The following is a 15,914-nucleotide window of genomic DNA, read 5'->3' as shown; positions in this document are numbered from 1 at the left end:
CTTTTCCATATTCCAGAAGACGCCGCAGGCACCCTGCGGCTATAATGCCGTTGTTAATCCATCCGCCTCAAACTCGGATTGTCCCGCCACCTGCGGGCAATTTTAACCAGTCCTTCAGCAAGAGCGAGGCCGCAAAGACCAAGAAGAAAACCCGCCGCTCCTTCCAAGCTGGCATCACTCCCCCCTGCCCACCTTTGCAACAGGGGCACAGCCAGCGGTGTCATATAGGCCGCAAATAGGGCCCCCACTGTCGTGGTGCCCATCGTGTAAGCAAAGGACGTTCTGGGGTGCACAATAGAGCGGACCAAACCGCCCATGAAGCCTGCGGCCAAATGCAAAAATTTTATTCCCAAAAGTGCCTGGAGTGGATCAGCCATACAGCCCTCACTTTAAGTTCAAAAAGAGCAGCGCTTTTGCAGCGCCCCCTTGGTAATGAGAAGATAGTTTTGCGAGGGGCGGCTGCGCGCTGCCCACTCGCTTGGGGTTATTTTGAGGTTAAAGCCTGACTTGCTCAGGATACGCGTTTGAATTGCGCACCAGTCAGAAGCCACCGGTTTAGGCTTGGGAGTGCCTGCGCTTTGGCATCCAGCCATCAAGCTCAGCACACACAAAAGCAGAATTGTTGATGCAAACCACTTCATTCCATTGCCCTCCGAAAGCGCTCTTCCTCGGTAAGGCTGGAGACTTCATTGGCAACATCATCAACCGCCCTAAGAGTTTCCTGCGTTTCTCTCAGCGCCCTTTGGTGCTGCTCAAATGCCCCCAGCCGTTTCAGGTCTTTGCGCTCCAGATAAGAAAAAAGACCCGAAAGGGCCTTCATGAACATCTGGAGCGCGGAAAGAATGGTCCTAACCATCGCCAGCCGAATTCCTGTCAATTGCAGGATCATTAGTGGCTTTGCCCACATTGGCACCCAAGAAATTGATAATCTTGTAGAGCGTATCAACAATTGCATCATCGCTGGAGTTTGCGGTTTTGGTGGCGATAATCGCAAACACACCAACAATGGCCAGCAGGGCTTCAATAGTCACCGCCCAGTTTTCAATAAAATAGACAATCCAGTCCATGTTTTCTCCTAGTTTCCAGAGTAATTGGCCCATGGCAACTGCCAGTGCGGGCCATCTTTAAAGCGCTTCCAATCACCGCCCCATTCGAGCGGGATTTTCAGCTCATTCGCCGCTCGCTTCATTGCTTCAGCCAGCGGGTAATAGTATTTCCAGTCCCACGACACCTTGCCGCCTACCAGCGGTGCAATATCCACCGCATGAGCAAAGCCGTTGGGGGCTTTAATGTGCCGTGAATTCATCGTGCGGCTGGCACCGCTTGCCATAAGCTGCTTCTGTCGCTCAACAGAGCGCACCCCTTCCAGAACCTGAAAGGGCTTTGCATAGGCCCGCGTCAGATGAACAATTCTGCAAAGATCCGGGTGAACGCCAGCAAGCCGCGAAAGTCCTTTGTCACCGCCAAGATCGTGCTGTTCCAGCTTAAAGTTTTCTTGAATTACGGCTGGTTGCAGACCGGGCTTGCTCTTTGCCACCTCCTTTTCCTTCCATGCCTCATAGGCCGAAGAAGTCTGCCGCCCCCATAGCCCATCCAAAGGCCCGGGGTTAAACCCCAGCTGATGCAGCATCAGCTGGCTGTGATAGGTGGTAATCTGGCTCATTGGCGTTTCTCCAATAAAAAACCCGCCTCAAAGGGCGGGAGAGAAAGGCGGGGAACCCGTGGTTCAGATCTCAATAACCACGGTTCGAGTAAAGAAAACAGCGCTCACAAGTGTTTACTTAAGATCTCAACAGCATCGCTCCTGATTGCTCGTAAGACCCCTTGTGCACCATTAACAACAACTTGGCCGTCATTTGCTGGGTCAATACTGAGTGAATCGCCAAATGTCAGAGAAGATTGACCGTTTAAAATAATGTCAGAGAGAGGCAAAAACCCCCGTATTTTTACGCGCCCGGTTTTTCCGGTTGGAATATCTTCCCACGCAACGCCAGCAAACAGGCCAACATCATCCTCAGAGGTCATCAGCCTGATTTCATGCTTTGACATGTCGTAGGCAACACAAGAGCCGAACGGAATGCCCGTGCCCGAATTGTTCCAAAAACTGCCTTCCTCATCTGAAAAATGCGGTCGATAACGCGCGCCAGGTTGGATCGTGGTTACTGTGGCTTGCCCTGTAAGCGCGGCACCTATGAACGACAAAATATCCGCATTGCTGGTGTTGGTGTAATCTTGATTAAACACGATATTGATCGCGCTCCCACCATCAACAGTGACAGTCAGAGTTTTGGTGCTGATAGTACAATCCCCCAGCCTTTGCCCCAGAGAGGTTATATAAACATCTTGACTTGAGCCAACCGCGTGACCGGAAACATCCCCCCATCCCCAGATACGCGCTCCAAACCCCGCCGACCCTTCGCGTTCAAAATATTTATCCTCGGTGCCATCGCCAAAAATAAGCGCAACGGCATCCCCTGCAATGAATACAGAACTTCCAGCGCTCTGATTAGAGCTCTCAACACAAAGCGCTTCACCCCAATCTAGGTTTAAAAATACGGCTGGACTATTTCCGTGGCCAACAATTTCCACTTCTGCGTGGTTGGCAGGCTGGCCTTTTAACTCTGATGGCTGCCAAGCATAGGACGCATACGAAATGTTTCCGGTAAGCGTGTTACCGACAATTTCGCACCGGTCCGGCTGAAAACTACCAAGACATCGAATGCCAATCACGTTTGCAGTAGGCTTGGCAACCAGTCGATTATTATAGATCCTCACAACTGTGGGGTCAGAAAACCAAGCGTTCGTATGGTAGGCGAATGTTTGCCCGTTTTTTGATATAATCGTATTACCGATCACATCAACGACCTGCCCTGATGACAACCCCGAACCAATGCCATTTTGGCTCTGCCACGCATTGTTCACTGCATCATCATTACCAAGGTGCTCAATATGGCAATTGACTATTGATTGCTGTTTGTTTGGATACTGGCCGTTGCTCTCCAGATGAATTCCATACCGGGCGTTTCTGACTTGCACAGTAAGCCCTTCCAGCCTTGAATTCTGATTCATATAAATTGCTGAATATTGGGCAATATCTTCTTCAGATGCATCATTAGGCTGCTGAAAATCGATGATACATTGATCTTTTTTCGTGCCTTTAAAGTCAATAAAATCAGTGTCAAACCATTCTGGGTCTTTGTAAATGCCTTCCTTGACTTCTAACTGGTAGCGCTTGGCTGCCGATGCATCCAAAATGTTTTCAACTGCATTGCTCGGGCTGTTATAATCACCGCCAGATACCGCAATCGTTTTTCGCTCATCATATATACCCGCTGGAATATTTGCATAGGCTTGGGCTTTGCTGGAAACCATCTTTGCCAGTCCACCAGCAAGCCGTTCTTCCAGCACCTCATCCAGAGGCGTTAAAATATCGCTACTTGAATTCAGATAATACGGGATAAATTCTTCAAGACGAATAAATTCGTCCACCTCTGCCGCCGCCGTTGCAGCCAACTGGATATACGGGGACAAGGAGATTTCATCCCCTTGCAAAGTATATTCAATTTCCACCACAACTCTTTGCGGCAAAACGCTCACTTTATAAGTATCCGCAGGCCTGCCTTGCGGTCCATCAAACGTTTTGACCTGCATAGCTGGATTTTTAAGCGCCCGCGTAAACGTATCAGTAGTCGAAAAACCAAGCTTCAACTTTACCCGCTTGCCCGCTTGCGACTCGATGTTCCAAGTTGGTTGAATAAGACTGAGCTCCCCTACATTTCCAGCAGGGACACGCACCGTAAATTTATTGTCTTTCACCGCCCCATCAAATACCTGAATGCTGATTTTTTCGCCGGACAGAACATTCCCAACCCCGAATAAAGTCGGCAAAGTACTGTCAACGACCCTTGCGGCCCGCGCATTAAAGGCGCGGTCTGCGGCGGTTTCGTCTGAACTTGGCGTATTAAGGTAATAGGGCCGGAAAGCAGTAAGCTCGATTGTTTCATTTGCAGCAACAAGATCGTCAGACCGCAAGCTGATATACGGTTTCATGGCGATTTCGTCCCCTTGTAAAATATAATCATACTCTACAGTGAGGTGGCTCTGCCTACTGAATGTTTGAACTTCGGCAGTTCTGCTAATGGTGCTTCCATTTGCAAGCTGAATATTCAAAACCGGTGTCACCGTTCGCGAATAATTCTCACTTTGAGGAAAGGACAGTCGCAACAATATTCTATCCCCAGCCAAAGCCGTTGTGTTCAATTCCCACACGGCTTGGATATAGGATCCTAACCCGCTGGAACCTGCTGGAATTGTTAGGCCATTCCCAGCGACAATCGCGCCAGCGTAGCCCTCGACCACCATCTGTACGGACTCAATCAGATTGCCGAGACCAAGCGAGTTTTCCGTGGTTTGCGCTAGGTCTTCTATCATAGGGCCAAGCGCGTGCGCCAACACCGCTGATGCATCATCAAGATTAACCAGCCCCCATTGCTGCTTGCGGACCACGCACCAAACATCTTCGGACTGAACAACGGACTCTGCTGGGACCTGCAAGAAAGCATCGACAAAAGTCTCTTGACCAGAAAAACGGTAATCAAACTTAAGCACGACCGTTTCAGTATCCGTGTGATTGTACTGGAAGTTAAAGTATTCACCTTCAGGCGAGTTTGACCCCACTGACAGACTTACAAACTTCTGCAAGAAATTAGCGGTAGTGCGCAACGTAACAACAAATCGAGCAGTTTGGCCCGCAAGGCTTTGCGCTTGCGCCTCAGTAATTTTAAACTGGTACTTTAGAAATGTTGTCGCCCCGGTTTGACCCGCTGGAATACGCCAACCGCCTGTGTCAAATCCTGCCCCCACTTCTTCCCCGGTCCAATATTCAGCCCCATTGAAAAGTTGTCCTGTCGTCAAGATCGGTGTTTCGAGCTTTGGTTGAAGGTCGGCGGTCTTTTCAGCAAGATCGTCCACTACGAGGCTATATCGGTCATAGTTGGATTTTACCCAATCCTCTAAGAGGCTATCCCAACGGTAGAGCCCGTTTTGCTGCGGGTCTGGATCATTGGTCACTTGCCCCAATTGGTTATGCTTAGGTGAATCAACTGCAATCAGCTCGGCCTTTGTGGCATAGCCGGGAAAGCCTTCGGCCGTAGACAAGGCGCGCTCAACGTCTTGAGTGAGTTTTTTTAAAGCCAAGTTGGAATTGTCGCGTATTTTTTTCAAAACGGCGCGAATTTCCGCTTTTTCTGGATTGTGTTCACCAGACTCGGGAAGCCCGGCTACGATATAATCTCGATATGTGGCGTCAATATCGTCTAACATATTACCTCAACAAAAAGGCCTGCTTCACAGTAGGCACAACAAAACTAGATTATTTTTTGAAATATTAGGTGATCTCAACCGGACAATCGGCAGCAATCACAAGATCACTTTCCACCCCGGACCGGTTCAGAGAGGACGCCCAATAATAATAAAGCCCCGGAGTGGTCTCGTTATCTTCGTAGGAAATTTCCAAAGACGGGCCGGAATAGACAGTTTCAAGGCGTTGTGCGTCCCCTTGGTCCGGGTTTGTGCCCCGATAGATCTGGGTTGCACCAAAATTAGCCGAATTGGCGGCGCGAAACAATAACAGCGCCGTCCCTTCCCCGCCTTGAGCCGAAAAATTTTCAGGCAGAGGGGGGGCGGTGGGGTCCGCAACAGCGGCTAATGTGATCGGAGCTGTCCACTCAGAGGCAACCCCTAGTGTTGATCTGGCTCGCAACCGGAAACGGTACACAGCCCCGTCAACCAGATAGGAGCTGCGCACAATTTCATCCTCGCTTTCTGCGTAACTCTTATTGATTTGCCCTGTTTCAACTAATACCTCTTCAAGCTCATATTTCAAGGCATCGCTGTACCGGGTAAACGTGGCCTCGGCATAAGCTATCGAGGCCCCGGATTGGCTTTGTGTTTTGATTACCACTGAAAAATCTTGTGGGGCAGGGATAGCTTTAGACCCGATTTTATCTGGCGTACTTGCCGCCGTTCCTTCATCAATCAAAGGATCAAACGCATAAAGATTATCTGGAACTTCAAGCCCCTCAAATTCCCAGCACAACTGCGGTGAAAATCTAAGTTTGGGAACCCCTTTAATCTCAATACACACAGCGTTCATTTGTGGCTGTTTCGTCACCCTCACAAACCTTTTCAGATTTAAATCCACCGCCGCAAAATAATCCACCCGCAAGGCCACCTGCGGTGCCCGTTGGCGGATAAAGGCGAGTTTTTGCAAGCGCTGCATATGGTTATGTCGCTGCACCGACACATTATCAAGTGTCGAAGAGCGTTCATCATTTTCAGATACGTAAGGATTGCCAAAAATCGCGGCATCTTCGGTGTTATAGTCCATTCTAGGGTTGGTCCAACGCCCGCGTACCGCTTCAATATGTGTGAGAGGATTGAGTGAAAGTTTATAATCACACTCCAAAATATCTTTATCCTTGATATGAATATCAGGCTCAACCCATTCGCCTGCATGCACTGCCATCTTACCTTCGTTGTCTTCATAAAGAACCAAATCCGCAGCTTGGTCGATGGTCCGGCCCACAGCAACAGGGTCCACGTCGTAGCCAGCGAAAAAGCCGCCATAATACCGTGGCTCAAGGGTGCCATTACGGGTTTGGGTCAATTCATCGCAGACCGTCGCAGCGTACGCAAAACTTTCTAGATTGATATCTTCAAGTGTCAGTTTCCCCCCAAACGGGGCCGTTAAATGATCAAGGCGAATTAATGCCAGATTTTCAGAATACCCCTGTTGTTCAGAGCGAGGATCAAACAGATCATCTTTGGCGTCAAAGGCAGCAACAGGAGCCGGAAGGCCAACCGGGAAAACCGTTGTGTACTTCTCCGCATCAACACTTTTTGCACTCATAAACACAGAGGTCAGTCCATCACCACGATGATCTGGAGACCAGATGTCAGAAAACTTTGACACGACGTCAGGATACGCGCTTTCGTGCGCCAATCCGGTTCTGGTCTGAATCTTGACCTTGTTGTGTACGTAGTATTTATCTGAATCCTCATCAGCGCTCTCAACCCCGGTCACCCAGCCATCACCGTTTAGCCGCACCGGTGTATCATTCAGATAGATTTTAAAATTGCCGCGCACCGAATGCGCCACCAAAACGATAATGTTATAAGCAACACCGTCCCGCTCTTCCAAAAAGACAAAATCACCACCCTTTTTGACCCGGCCATATGCAAAGGACAACACAGGTACATTTTGTTTTAAGTTTTGCTTTCCATCCTCCGGTTTGGGCACGTTAGGCTTTTTGGACCCGAATAGGCTGGACGTAAGATAATTAACCCCCATTGAGAGTCCCAGCCCAATTGCCGCAAGCCCGATTGTGGAGCCAAGAGTCGTGGCAACGGCCCCAGCCAGAACAGCTTGCGTGGCAACTGATGCGCCCAGAAGCGCGGCGCCGTTAGAAACGATCCATGCAACCCCGGTTACAATTGCAGTTGGCATTATTAAAGCACCTTCCACATTTTCAATGAGTGCGCGGCCACAGCTTCAAAGCCAGTGTGCAAGCGCACCATCCACGCCCCACCATTCCAGATTGCGCCCCATTGCCGGCGCACATTGGTTGGGCTACCAATCACGGCAATCACACCGACGGCCCGCTGGTTGGTTGGAGCACAGCCTGCATGGTTCGCGCAGACCTCAACCACTCCAACCAGATCTCCATAACTGTTGATTTTTTTGTACATTTCAGCCTCTGTCGCATAGGTGCCGCGCAAGTGCGCAGCCCCATCGGGATATCCGCAATGGACCGCCCAATCGGCAAGCGTAAGCGAACAGTCAGAGACCCCGAGCACGCAAGGGGCTGCTCCCTGCTGCCGCAGCCAGTTTTCAAGGTTCATGGAAGATCAACCCGTAGTTTTCAAAGGAATGTTAAAACCGGGGCCAGACGATTGTTTGATCAGCCAGCAATGGCACCCGTTCGCAAAATTTATCTGACGGTGCATGTGGATTAAGAAGGGAAGCCCGTGATCTTTGATTGATATCTGAAAGGACAGATCCGTCTGTCATCCGCCGCCGTAAATTTCGGTTAGCAACACTCATAATCAATTCATAAATAGGGCCAACGTCCCCCACCTTATCTTTGAAACGAAAATCTGCAACACGGCCCGTAAACACAACCTTAGGGGAGGTCTCCAGCGGCTGATGATAGCCGTCACAGTCCTGTAACAACACTTGAAACTTTGAACCTATCAAGTCTTTTTTTTTGGTTTCCTCAAAGCCAATTTGTGCAATATCTTGCGGGATACCGCTCATTGCAAAATCCATTTGCACCGCTTCCCCTGCAAATGCATATTCAAGCTGTTGCAAGGCTTGCTGGGGCAGTTCACCCGCGCCGCGCCAATGTGCTCCATCAGCATCAATATATGGACCGGACCCCGACCATAAACGTACTGGTTCATCGGGAAAGTCGATCAGTACTAAAATCTTGATTGTCTTAGCTCGCATCGTTCTCAACCAACTCTTCCCACACTTCCAGCGCTTCAGTAAAGGCAAGATTAGCGGTTGCAACCCGGTTTAAAGGTAAACTGATATCCATTGCGCTATCGGTGATCAGGCGCATCAGGCATCCCGGTTCATCCAGTTCCAACTCAGCCCCGGCAGGAATACGCCGCCGAATAGCCGGAGAGATTGGCACCTCGAAAACGGTTTGGGAGTTGGACAGGTACGGTCCGGTTTCATAAAGCGCCCATTCATGGGAAAACCTAAGCCCTGAGACATGTTCCAGTCCGTAGACAACTTCTATTTTTACAACCGTTTGCCCAATTTCGGCAGCCTCATGCATGAGCGCACACATGGTACGCCCGCGATATTTGGTCCCATCTGAAAACGTGGCCCCGTCACTATGGGTTGTTTTTTGAGACGGTCTATAATTCGGCCCTATGGCATTCCATCCAGAATGCGAAACACCAACCACACCAGCCCGCCCGCCTATTTTTTGCCGCAAGGCATGCCATGTGCGCCACTGGTGCGGGTCGCGGCCATTCAGCACGATCTCGGTAATATCCGCTTTCCAAAACCCGCTATCTGTTCGGGTGACGCGCTCAAAGCCTGTTAAGCTGCGCCCCCCGGTTCTCGTCCACGGCACCAAATGAAACGCTGTATCCGATTTTGACGGAAATAGCGTTCTCGGCCAGATTGTAAAATCAATCACCTGTAATCACCGCCCTGCTGTTGTTCAAATCTCTGCATTTCACCAACAACTTGCCCCTTTGAAGCTTGCACAGCTTCGCTGACAATTGCGGGAGCAACCCCGGCCACCAGTTTGCCAGCCACTTGTTGAATACGCGGCTCAAATTCAGGTCCGGCATCAACAATAACGCGAACAACGGGCAACTCTTGTTTGGCGTTGGCAGTTGCCGGAGACGGTATGGAGCGCGGCCCCAAAATACTGCTATCTGGCAAAATGCTTTGCGGGCCAACAAACCCACCGCTAGAATAACCTTTCGCCTTCTGGTGGAGGCTTTCCAGATTGCCAACCCCAAGCGCTCTGGTGGCGTCTTTTGAAAAAACGTACTCGCCGCGATGCACAATGCCCGCAGGCTGATATTTGCCACCGTTGCCGGTGTACCCACCGGACGCAAACCCGCCCAAGAAGGCGCTTAAAAAGGAGCCAGCAAGACCGCCCGGACCACTGCCAAAGAACCCGCCAAGCGGGCCTTGGCCCAAGATTGCACCTTGGAGGACCATATCGGCAAGGCTATCTAAAACCCCGGACAAGGCCCCTTTTAAACCTTCTGCGCCCTGCGTTGCGCCCTTAAAAAGGCTGATCAGACTGGTGCCGCCAAAGTTGGCAAGGTCGTTAAATTGCTGCTGCTTTTGCTTGGCTGCATCAATCTCTTTAACAAGCTCAGTAATCGTGTCTTTTTGTGCAGTGGTCGCAGACGCTCCGGCCCGTTGCAACTCGTTCATAATCCGCTGTTCAACGGCGGTTTGCCCAATCGCGGCCTTTTCAAGATCTAAAGCTTCAATAAGTTTTTTGATGGATTCAGCTTGGCGCTCTGCTTCACTTTCGCCGCCGCCGCTACCGCCAGATCCAACACCATAGTTTGAAATTCGTGGCGGCTTTGTCCGGGGGGGTGTTGTAATGGACGCGGCAGGCGGTTGCAGAACCTTTGAAGCCCCCGGCAAGGTCAGTGTTGGGGCATCCTGCACCATATCAAACGCCGCACCAATGCGGCGGGGCGCAGAGGTTTGTAGAACTTCATTTGACAGGGTTTGCAAGTTCGCTAGATGCTGCGCGGCCTCTTCTGCAACCTTCTTTGCGTTTTCATAGGCAAGATCTAGCCCTTTGGCGACACCTGCGGCCACCTTTGGCCCGTATTCTTCAGTATAGAGGCTAAGCTGTTCGTCAAGCGTTTGTTTAGCCGCTTTAGCGTCTGCTTCTGCCTGCTGTAGATCTGAGCGTGCCTGTGCAATCGCCTCCCGGCTTGACCGCCTACGGTTTGCTGCTTCCTCTAAGCTTTGCGCAAAATTTCCTTGGTTTTCTTCGCCCTCAATCGTCCCGCCGAGGCCCCGGAAAATTTCAGGATATTCTTTTGCAAAGGCTTGACCTTCTTGCTTGATACTGTCCAGCGTATCACTGATAAACCCGCCCAGCCCAACAACAGCCGTTTTTAAACCTGTATCTATGGTTGCCTTGATCTTTGAAAACTCAGCGTCAAGCTTCATAGCTTCTGCGATAACTTCATCGCTTAAGATAACGCCGAGACTGTGGGCTTCCTGAGCTGTTCGCCGGATTTGCCCCGCGCTCAATTGAACCAATTCAACAAAGCGCTCGCCTCCCGTGCCTCCAAAGAGTTCGTCAGAAAGACGGATTTGCGCGGCAGTGTCGAACCGCTCCATGTTTGCAATCAGTTCTAAAAGCAGTTCTTTAGGCTGCTGGATCTTGCTTTTTAGCTCTTCTGCCGAATAGCCCATGCGCGCAAAAGCTTCGGCGGCAGGACCGGCACCGGTGGATACATATTCATCCGTACGCAATTGCAGTTCTTTGACGCCATCTGTGAGCGCATCAATCGAAATGCGGTTTTTCTGCGCGACATAGGACAGTTCTTGAAAACTCTCAAATGACAGCCCCGCCCGCCGCGCCGCATCGCCTATTTCAGCCGTTTGCGCGGTGATGCTTGCTAATTGCCCCGGCAACTGCGTTAAGGCCGCACCTCCGGCAATAACCGCAAACCCTTTGGCAAAACTCGCGGTCAGTGCCTCCATTGATTTAGTTGATTTAACGACGCCGCTGTTCAAAGCCGTTGTTGATTTGGCTGCTCTTTTAAAGCTTTGGTCTGCTTTTCTCTCAACCTGTTTGAGCGCGCGCAAAACATCCTTATTTTGCCCCTCAATAGCAAAAATAAGCTTTTCTACATTATCAGGCATACTGCTCAACCAATCTATTTAAGCCGTTTTCTGTGAAGGTTCGTGGGGCTTGGTCTGGGGAAGTGTTTGCGACCTGATAGCCTTTAACAGTGCGCAAAAATTCAACTATGCTTGAGTGCCAAAAGTCTTGTGGCGTCCAGCCAAGAAGAGGGCACCAACTTAGCCAAAGTTCAAACGGGAAGCGGTCAAGCGCCTCCCATTCTTCCCCGTTCACTTTCCCGGCTCGACCTCCGTTGCCTGTTCCCGTGAAAGCTTGCCCGCCAGATCAACAGCCGCCAAAATTCCCGCCTTAATTTCTTTGAGTGCGTCAAAGTCCAAAAAACCTTGCGGGTAAACAGACTCAGGATTACCAGCCACCGCCATGCATTCAACAGCGGCTTTTAAGGTGGAAACCTTCATGTTCATCACATCGCTGAGCATGGGCAAAAGCGCCTGACCATTCAAAGCCGTTTCAAGCTTTGCCATCCCCTCCATTCCTGCCACAACAATGACCGAGTGGCCGCGCACGGTGATCAACACTTCACCGCGAGATTTGTTCGCGTACATGTCTTAAGCCTCCGCCTCAAAATCTTGTTTGTCTGATGCCTCCAGAGAAATGGAAAAATCCATAGTTCCTTCTAGCTCGCCGGAAACTTCAAATTCAGACGCGATCCAAGGGCCGGTAAAAATCCCCAAACCCGGAACGCAGACCTGACAATTCATCGGCTCGCCATTTAAAGCGGCTTCCACAAATTGTTTGGTTTCCGCGTCTTTGACATATTTTCCTTCGCCGCTGAATGTTTGCGAGCGAATGCCCGCCACCGAAGTTTTTTGCACCACGCCGCCGGGGTTGGCTTTGTCTGAAGTGGTGGTGTCTACTGGGGACGTAGACATATTAAACTTACTGGTTTTGACCCCGGCGAGATTGGTATATTGATCGGGATCGTCTGGATCTTGAAGCTTAAGCAGAAGTTCCCGGCCTTTTTGCTGCGTCATGTTGTTGTTCCTTTATTTATAGCAAAAGCATTTGAGGTTAAGGACGCCGTGAACCGTCACGCCGTCCGGATCTGTAAAGACACGGATGGACCCAGTGTTAAGGAGGCAGAGGGATAGGCCTGCTACGAATAAAATATGGTCTTCCAATGCCTCTCTTAAAGCGCTGATAATCTGCTTTACCCGCCGCTTGCCGGGGCTGGCGGCATCCCGGTCGAACACATGCAGAACGATCGTTTCCTCGCTCCCCTCAACGCCTTGCGCGTTGTCTGGGAGGCCGCTCGTCTCGCCTATCTCAAGAAACGGATACTCTTCCGGGCCGGGGGCTTGGAGTTTATAGTCGGCAATCTTTTTCACATCGGGCAAAGCTAAACTTGTAAGATATACATAAAGCTCTTTTTGCAGCTCCCAATCATAGCTCGCGCTCATTTCAACGCATCCTTTACCGCTTTGTTAATTGCGCGTTTCAGTCGCCGCTTGAACCGCTTGCGGGTCAGGCGCATCAGCGGGAAAAAAATAGGGGTTGCGGCTTGCTTGATGGTGCCAAATTCCAAAAAGATCCATGTAAACCAGCCGGAGATAACCCGGCCCGTCTCGGTCTTTTCGTGTTTGAGGCTTTTGGAAAGTTTACCGGTCCGATCTGGAACTGAAACCGCAGCTAAAGAAACATATTCCTCTGCCGATTTTGTCTCGGCTGTGTCAATGTAACCGTCAAGGTTAGGGGCAACCTTCGCCAGCTTTTTTAAGCTTTTGGACAGACCGGGGGATTTAACTTGTGCGAACTTAGCCATAAAAAAATCGCCCTCACCGGGCGACCCTCTTCTCATCTTACATTTCATGAAATCACGCCTGCTGACTATGCAAGGCCCGAACCAGGAACCGCTTAAACAGCGGCCCCTCTTTCAATCGTTAGCTCTAAAAACCGGCGGCGGCGGTCAGGCTGGATAATATCGCGAATATTATAGATCTGGGTATTGATCAAAACCCGGTCCGCTACAGTGAGGTTTAAAACAGCACCGAGCGCCCTCACGCGCAAGATCCCCAAGCCGCGATTACTGATTGCCCCGGCTTCCACTTTTTCAGAGCCGCGCATGGGCTTGTAGTGCGCAGATACTCTAGAAATTGTTTCCCATATAACAGAGACGCCGCCGCCGCCGTCCTCTACGGTTTCCCGCCGTTGAAAGGTTACCCGATCCCGCATCAATCCAATACGCGCCATTTAAAGCCGCCTCACTCTGTACCCGTTTAAAAGCGCATTTACGGATATGGGCATCGGGGCCGACGTTACACCAACCGTCACAGCTTCACGGTTTTCATAGTAATGGCCCAACAAGAGCAACGCCGCCAGTTTAACAAAAGCGGGCACATCGTCCGGGCTGCCATAGCCGACGATCATGTCCACCTGCACGCATTCCGGCGTGGCGGGCAGGCTCGGCCAACAGCTGCCTTTGGCAGGAATCAGAAAACAGCCCCGCGCATCTTCGCGCAGCTGCACCCGTTCTGGAGCGAGGGTTTGAAAATCCCCGTGTCCGTCCAGATAACGAACCGTCACAGTTTGCACGTCTGGAAACGGCAAGCGGATTTCAGGCGTAAACCTGTCAAAAGTCTGTGACCACTCCTGCACAAGCAGGCACCGCCCGAGATACCCGCTCCACCCGTCCAGATAACTCTCGACCGCTACCACATAGGTTTCAATTAAGCTGTCTTCGTCCTCGCCTTCAATCCGCAAGTGGTGCCGGGCCAGCTGCAACGGAATAAGCGCTTCTTGCGGCGGGGTTTTCAGGAAGGGTTTATTCATTCTCCACTCCATAAGCCGTGGGACAAAGTCCATACCGTTTGACTTTATCCGCCTCCGTTTCAATTCCACCCGGAGAAGGCGGGCTTAGGGACGTCCCCGTGGCGGCCTGCTGTTTGATAAGCCTTGCGGCTTCAAGGATGTTATCAAGTCCCAGCTCTATAACCGCTCGCTCAAGTGCCGCACTCGCCAGCTGCTCCGCATCTGCCCCGCTGGGTTGCTGATTAGCAGGCTCTTTCACGACTGGCGGTGGGGCGGGGGTGGGCGTGCCTGCTGTGACAGCTTCTGGCGTTTTTACCTTGGGTTGTCGCAGATGAACCGCCTCACCTTTTGTCTTGGCGGCGGCTTTTTTTATAGCAGGCGGGCGCAGGGTTGATGCTTTCCTGATTGTCATGGGTATCCCTTCAGAGGTAAAACATAAAAAAAGGCCGAGGGAGACCCCTAGACCTTCCGAACACCAGCAAGCCTACGGTTTCATTTTCATAACGTTGATGGCCTTGGGGTCAATCACGCCGCCGCCAACGCGCTTGGTGATATAAAACAGAACATACGGTTTCTTGGAAAACGGGTCTCTCAAGACGGAAATGCCCTTGCGGTCAACAATCAAATAGCCGCGCTTAAAATCACCAAATGCCAGCGGTGTTGTCCCCGCTTCAACATCTGGCATTTCGGCAGCTTCTGCCACCCCGTAACCTGCAAGCTTTTGCGGTTGGCCTTCAGCTCCAGACGGCTGCCAGATATAGCGCCCTTCGTTATCTTTGAGCGTGCGTACCTTGCTCAAAGCGTTGCTGTTCATCATGAATTTTGCATTCATCCGATACCGCGCCGGCAGGTCGTAAACCAAAGTAAGAAGCTCATCATAGGTCAAAGCATCGCTTGCCGCCGTCTCGACGGTCTTCAAAGCGCCAGCAGGATGCAAGGTTGCATTGGTGGCCCCGGACGCATAGGAAAGGAAGCCATTCGGTTTTTTAGCCCCGTCGCCGCCGATAAATGCAAATCCTTCTTGTTCGGCAAAGGCCATTTCAACTTCATCGGCAATGAATTTTTCAAGATCAATTGCGGAATCGTCGAGCAAGCTTTGGGTGACTGCGGGCATTGCATAAAGCTCATGGGCCGTAAAAAGCAACTCTTTGAATTTTGCGTTTTCGGTTGGTTCTCTCACGTCAGTTTCACCAACCCAGCCCGCCGCAGTCCCGCCCACATTGAACAGTTTCTTAAATTCTCCCCGATCCGTATTAATCACCGTTGCATGCTGGCGCATGGGGGAGACTTCCTGCAGCTGACTTACAATTGTGCGATCCCACTCAGACGGTGCGAGGAAGCCGCCTTGTTCACCTGTAGACCGGTTAAGCCCTGACGCTTCAACGCCGCTGACCATCATGTCGTTAAAGGCCGCCGTATATTCTGCATCAACTGGGGCAGTTTCAGGAGTGCCTAAGGACGCATGGGCCTGCTGCGTTGCAAGTTTGTCCAAGGCCCCTTGCAACTCTGAAATAGTGGTATTGACGCGATCAAGTTTTTCAGTGGTCACGCAATCTTTAACCTGCGCCTTGATTTCTGCCTGCTGCTGCTCTGAGGTTTCGCGCAGTTCTTTCACAGCGGCCTGCACACTTATCAAAAGCGTCTTTGCATCTTGAGTGCTCGCATCTGCTTTGACTGTCACAAGGCCGCGCTTTTTGGTGACTGAGGGCGCTGGTGTCACGTTCTGCATTC

19 protein-coding genes are annotated in these 15,914 nt (G+C 51.0%); all 19 read right to left on the bottom strand.

Annotated features, from left to right (window positions below):
• Positions 1 to 53: 53 nt before the first annotated feature.
• The gene (locus tag P6574_RS22040; RefSeq protein ID WP_310622494.1) at positions 54 to 377 is read right to left on the bottom strand and encodes a hypothetical protein; all 324 of its coding nucleotides are present in this window, start codon (positions 375 to 377) and stop codon (positions 54 to 56) included.
• 18 nt (positions 378 to 395) lie between these two features.
• The gene (locus tag P6574_RS22035; protein ID WP_310622493.1) at positions 396 to 641 is read right to left on the bottom strand and encodes a hypothetical protein; all 246 of its coding nucleotides are present in this window, start codon (positions 639 to 641) and stop codon (positions 396 to 398) included.
• Entirely contained in the window at positions 638 to 856 is a 219-nt protein-coding gene (locus P6574_RS22030) for a hypothetical protein (protein WP_310622492.1), read from the bottom strand. The genes P6574_RS22035 and P6574_RS22030 overlap by 4 nt, the downstream gene beginning before the upstream one ends.
• Positions 849 to 1,067: a hypothetical protein gene (locus P6574_RS22025; RefSeq protein WP_310622491.1), complete on the bottom strand. Its 219-nt coding sequence runs from the start codon at positions 1,065 to 1,067 to the stop codon at positions 849 to 851. Before P6574_RS22025 ends, P6574_RS22030 begins: the two co-directional genes overlap by 8 nt.
• An 8-nt stretch (positions 1,068 to 1,075) precedes the next feature.
• Positions 1,076 to 1,663: a M15 family metallopeptidase gene (locus P6574_RS22020; RefSeq protein ID WP_310622490.1), complete on the bottom strand. Its 588-nt coding sequence runs from the start codon at positions 1,661 to 1,663 to the stop codon at positions 1,076 to 1,078.
• A gap of 104 nt (positions 1,664 to 1,767) precedes the next feature.
• Positions 1,768 to 5,322 carry a hypothetical protein gene (locus tag P6574_RS22015; RefSeq protein WP_310622489.1) on the bottom strand — a complete coding sequence of 1,185 codons (3,555 nt, stop codon included), beginning with the start codon at positions 5,320 to 5,322 and terminating at the stop codon, positions 1,768 to 1,770.
• 64 nt (positions 5,323 to 5,386) lie between these two features.
• Complete coding sequence (locus P6574_RS22010) at positions 5,387 to 7,507, bottom strand: phage tail protein (RefSeq protein WP_310622488.1); 2,121 nt, start codon at positions 7,505 to 7,507, stop codon at positions 5,387 to 5,389.
• Positions 7,508 to 7,509: 2 nt separating this feature from the next.
• Positions 7,510 to 7,902 (bottom strand): DUF6950 family protein, encoded by a 393-nt coding sequence (locus tag P6574_RS22005; RefSeq protein WP_310622487.1) that lies wholly within the window; start codon positions 7,900 to 7,902, stop codon positions 7,510 to 7,512.
• Between the two features lie 31 nt (positions 7,903 to 7,933).
• Positions 7,934 to 8,509: a hypothetical protein gene (locus P6574_RS22000; RefSeq protein ID WP_310622486.1), complete on the bottom strand. Its 576-nt coding sequence runs from the start codon at positions 8,507 to 8,509 to the stop codon at positions 7,934 to 7,936.
• Positions 8,499 to 9,215 (bottom strand): hypothetical protein, encoded by a 717-nt coding sequence (locus P6574_RS21995; RefSeq protein ID WP_310622485.1) that lies wholly within the window; start codon positions 9,213 to 9,215, stop codon positions 8,499 to 8,501. The genes P6574_RS22000 and P6574_RS21995 overlap by 11 nt, the downstream gene beginning before the upstream one ends.
• A complete protein-coding gene (locus tag P6574_RS21990) occupies positions 9,212 to 11,434 on the bottom strand; it encodes a hypothetical protein (RefSeq protein ID WP_310622484.1) in 2,223 nt (740 codons plus the stop codon). Before P6574_RS21990 ends, P6574_RS21995 begins: the two co-directional genes overlap by 4 nt.
• Before the next feature lie 210 nt (positions 11,435 to 11,644).
• Entirely contained in the window at positions 11,645 to 11,980 is a 336-nt protein-coding gene (locus P6574_RS21985; protein ID WP_310622483.1) for a hypothetical protein, read from the bottom strand.
• A 3-nt stretch (positions 11,981 to 11,983) separates the two neighbouring features.
• Positions 11,984 to 12,409 (bottom strand): phage major tail protein, TP901-1 family, encoded by a 426-nt coding sequence (locus P6574_RS21980; RefSeq protein ID WP_310622482.1) that lies wholly within the window; start codon positions 12,407 to 12,409, stop codon positions 11,984 to 11,986.
• 12 nt (positions 12,410 to 12,421) lie between these two features.
• Positions 12,422 to 12,835, bottom strand: a complete 414-nt coding sequence (locus P6574_RS21975) for a DUF3168 domain-containing protein (RefSeq protein ID WP_310622481.1) — start codon at positions 12,833 to 12,835, stop codon at positions 12,422 to 12,424.
• A complete protein-coding gene (locus P6574_RS21970) occupies positions 12,832 to 13,197 on the bottom strand; it encodes a hypothetical protein (RefSeq protein WP_310622480.1) in 366 nt (121 codons plus the stop codon). The genes P6574_RS21975 and P6574_RS21970 overlap by 4 nt, the downstream gene beginning before the upstream one ends.
• A gap of 92 nt (positions 13,198 to 13,289) precedes the next feature.
• Positions 13,290 to 13,625: a phage head closure protein gene (locus tag P6574_RS21965; RefSeq protein ID WP_310622479.1), complete on the bottom strand. Its 336-nt coding sequence runs from the start codon at positions 13,623 to 13,625 to the stop codon at positions 13,290 to 13,292.
• On the bottom strand, positions 13,626 to 14,204 hold the full coding sequence (locus tag P6574_RS21960) for a head-tail connector protein (RefSeq protein ID WP_310622478.1): 579 nt from the start codon (positions 14,202 to 14,204) through the stop codon (positions 13,626 to 13,628). It abuts the gene before it with no gap.
• Positions 14,197 to 14,595, bottom strand: coding sequence for a hypothetical protein (locus P6574_RS21955; protein ID WP_310622477.1), 399 nt, complete (start codon positions 14,593 to 14,595; stop codon positions 14,197 to 14,199). Before P6574_RS21955 ends, P6574_RS21960 begins: the two co-directional genes overlap by 8 nt.
• Before the next feature lie 72 nt (positions 14,596 to 14,667).
• The gene (locus tag P6574_RS21950) at positions 14,668 to 15,912 is read right to left on the bottom strand and encodes a phage major capsid protein (RefSeq protein ID WP_310622476.1); all 1,245 of its coding nucleotides are present in this window, start codon (positions 15,910 to 15,912) and stop codon (positions 14,668 to 14,670) included.
• Positions 15,913 to 15,914 lie beyond the last annotated feature (2 nt).

Origin of the sequence: Pseudovibrio sp. M1P-2-3 (genome assembly GCF_031501865.1) — a bacterium.
In the GTDB taxonomy this organism is placed as follows: domain Bacteria; phylum Pseudomonadota; class Alphaproteobacteria; order Rhizobiales; family Stappiaceae; genus Pseudovibrio; species Pseudovibrio corallicola.
Note: the sequence above shows the minus strand (reverse complement) of the source record. Positions and strands in the feature narration are given on the sequence as shown.

Coding starts and splice junctions, on each gene's coding strand:
- P6574_RS21965 (WP_310622479.1), bottom strand. CDS start 13,625: ATGGCGCGTATTGGATTGATGCGGGATCGGGTAACCTTTCAACGGCGG.
- P6574_RS21970 (WP_310622480.1), bottom strand. CDS start 13,197: ATGGCTAAGTTCGCACAAGTTAAATCCCCCGGTCTGTCCAAAAGCTTA.
- P6574_RS21985 (WP_310622483.1), bottom strand. CDS start 11,980: ATGTACGCGAACAAATCTCGCGGTGAAGTGTTGATCACCGTGCGCGGC.
- P6574_RS22015 (WP_310622489.1), bottom strand. CDS start 5,322: ATGTTAGACGATATTGACGCCACATATCGAGATTATATCGTAGCCGGG.
- P6574_RS22035 (WP_310622493.1), bottom strand. CDS start 641: ATGAAGTGGTTTGCATCAACAATTCTGCTTTTGTGTGTGCTGAGCTTG.
- P6574_RS21955 (WP_310622477.1), bottom strand. CDS start 14,595: ATGACAATCAGGAAAGCATCAACCCTGCGCCCGCCTGCTATAAAAAAA.
- P6574_RS21950 (WP_310622476.1), bottom strand. CDS start 15,912: ATGCAGAACGTGACACCAGCGCCCTCAGTCACCAAAAAGCGCGGCCTT.
- P6574_RS22000 (WP_310622486.1), bottom strand. CDS start 8,509: ATGCGAGCTAAGACAATCAAGATTTTAGTACTGATCGACTTTCCCGAT.
- P6574_RS22030 (WP_310622492.1), bottom strand. CDS start 856: ATGGTTAGGACCATTCTTTCCGCGCTCCAGATGTTCATGAAGGCCCTT.
- P6574_RS21975 (WP_310622481.1), bottom strand. CDS start 12,835: ATGAGCGCGAGCTATGATTGGGAGCTGCAAAAAGAGCTTTATGTATAT.
- P6574_RS22005 (WP_310622487.1), bottom strand. CDS start 7,902: ATGAACCTTGAAAACTGGCTGCGGCAGCAGGGAGCAGCCCCTTGCGTG.
- P6574_RS21980 (WP_310622482.1), bottom strand. CDS start 12,409: ATGACGCAGCAAAAAGGCCGGGAACTTCTGCTTAAGCTTCAAGATCCA.
- P6574_RS22025 (WP_310622491.1), bottom strand. CDS start 1,067: ATGGACTGGATTGTCTATTTTATTGAAAACTGGGCGGTGACTATTGAA.
- P6574_RS22040 (WP_310622494.1), bottom strand. CDS start 377: ATGGCTGATCCACTCCAGGCACTTTTGGGAATAAAATTTTTGCATTTG.
- P6574_RS22010 (WP_310622488.1), bottom strand. CDS start 7,507: ATGCCAACTGCAATTGTAACCGGGGTTGCATGGATCGTTTCTAACGGC.
- P6574_RS21960 (WP_310622478.1), bottom strand. CDS start 14,204: ATGAATAAACCCTTCCTGAAAACCCCGCCGCAAGAAGCGCTTATTCCG.
- P6574_RS21990 (WP_310622484.1), bottom strand. CDS start 11,434: ATGCCTGATAATGTAGAAAAGCTTATTTTTGCTATTGAGGGGCAAAAT.
- P6574_RS22020 (WP_310622490.1), bottom strand. CDS start 1,663: ATGAGCCAGATTACCACCTATCACAGCCAGCTGATGCTGCATCAGCTG.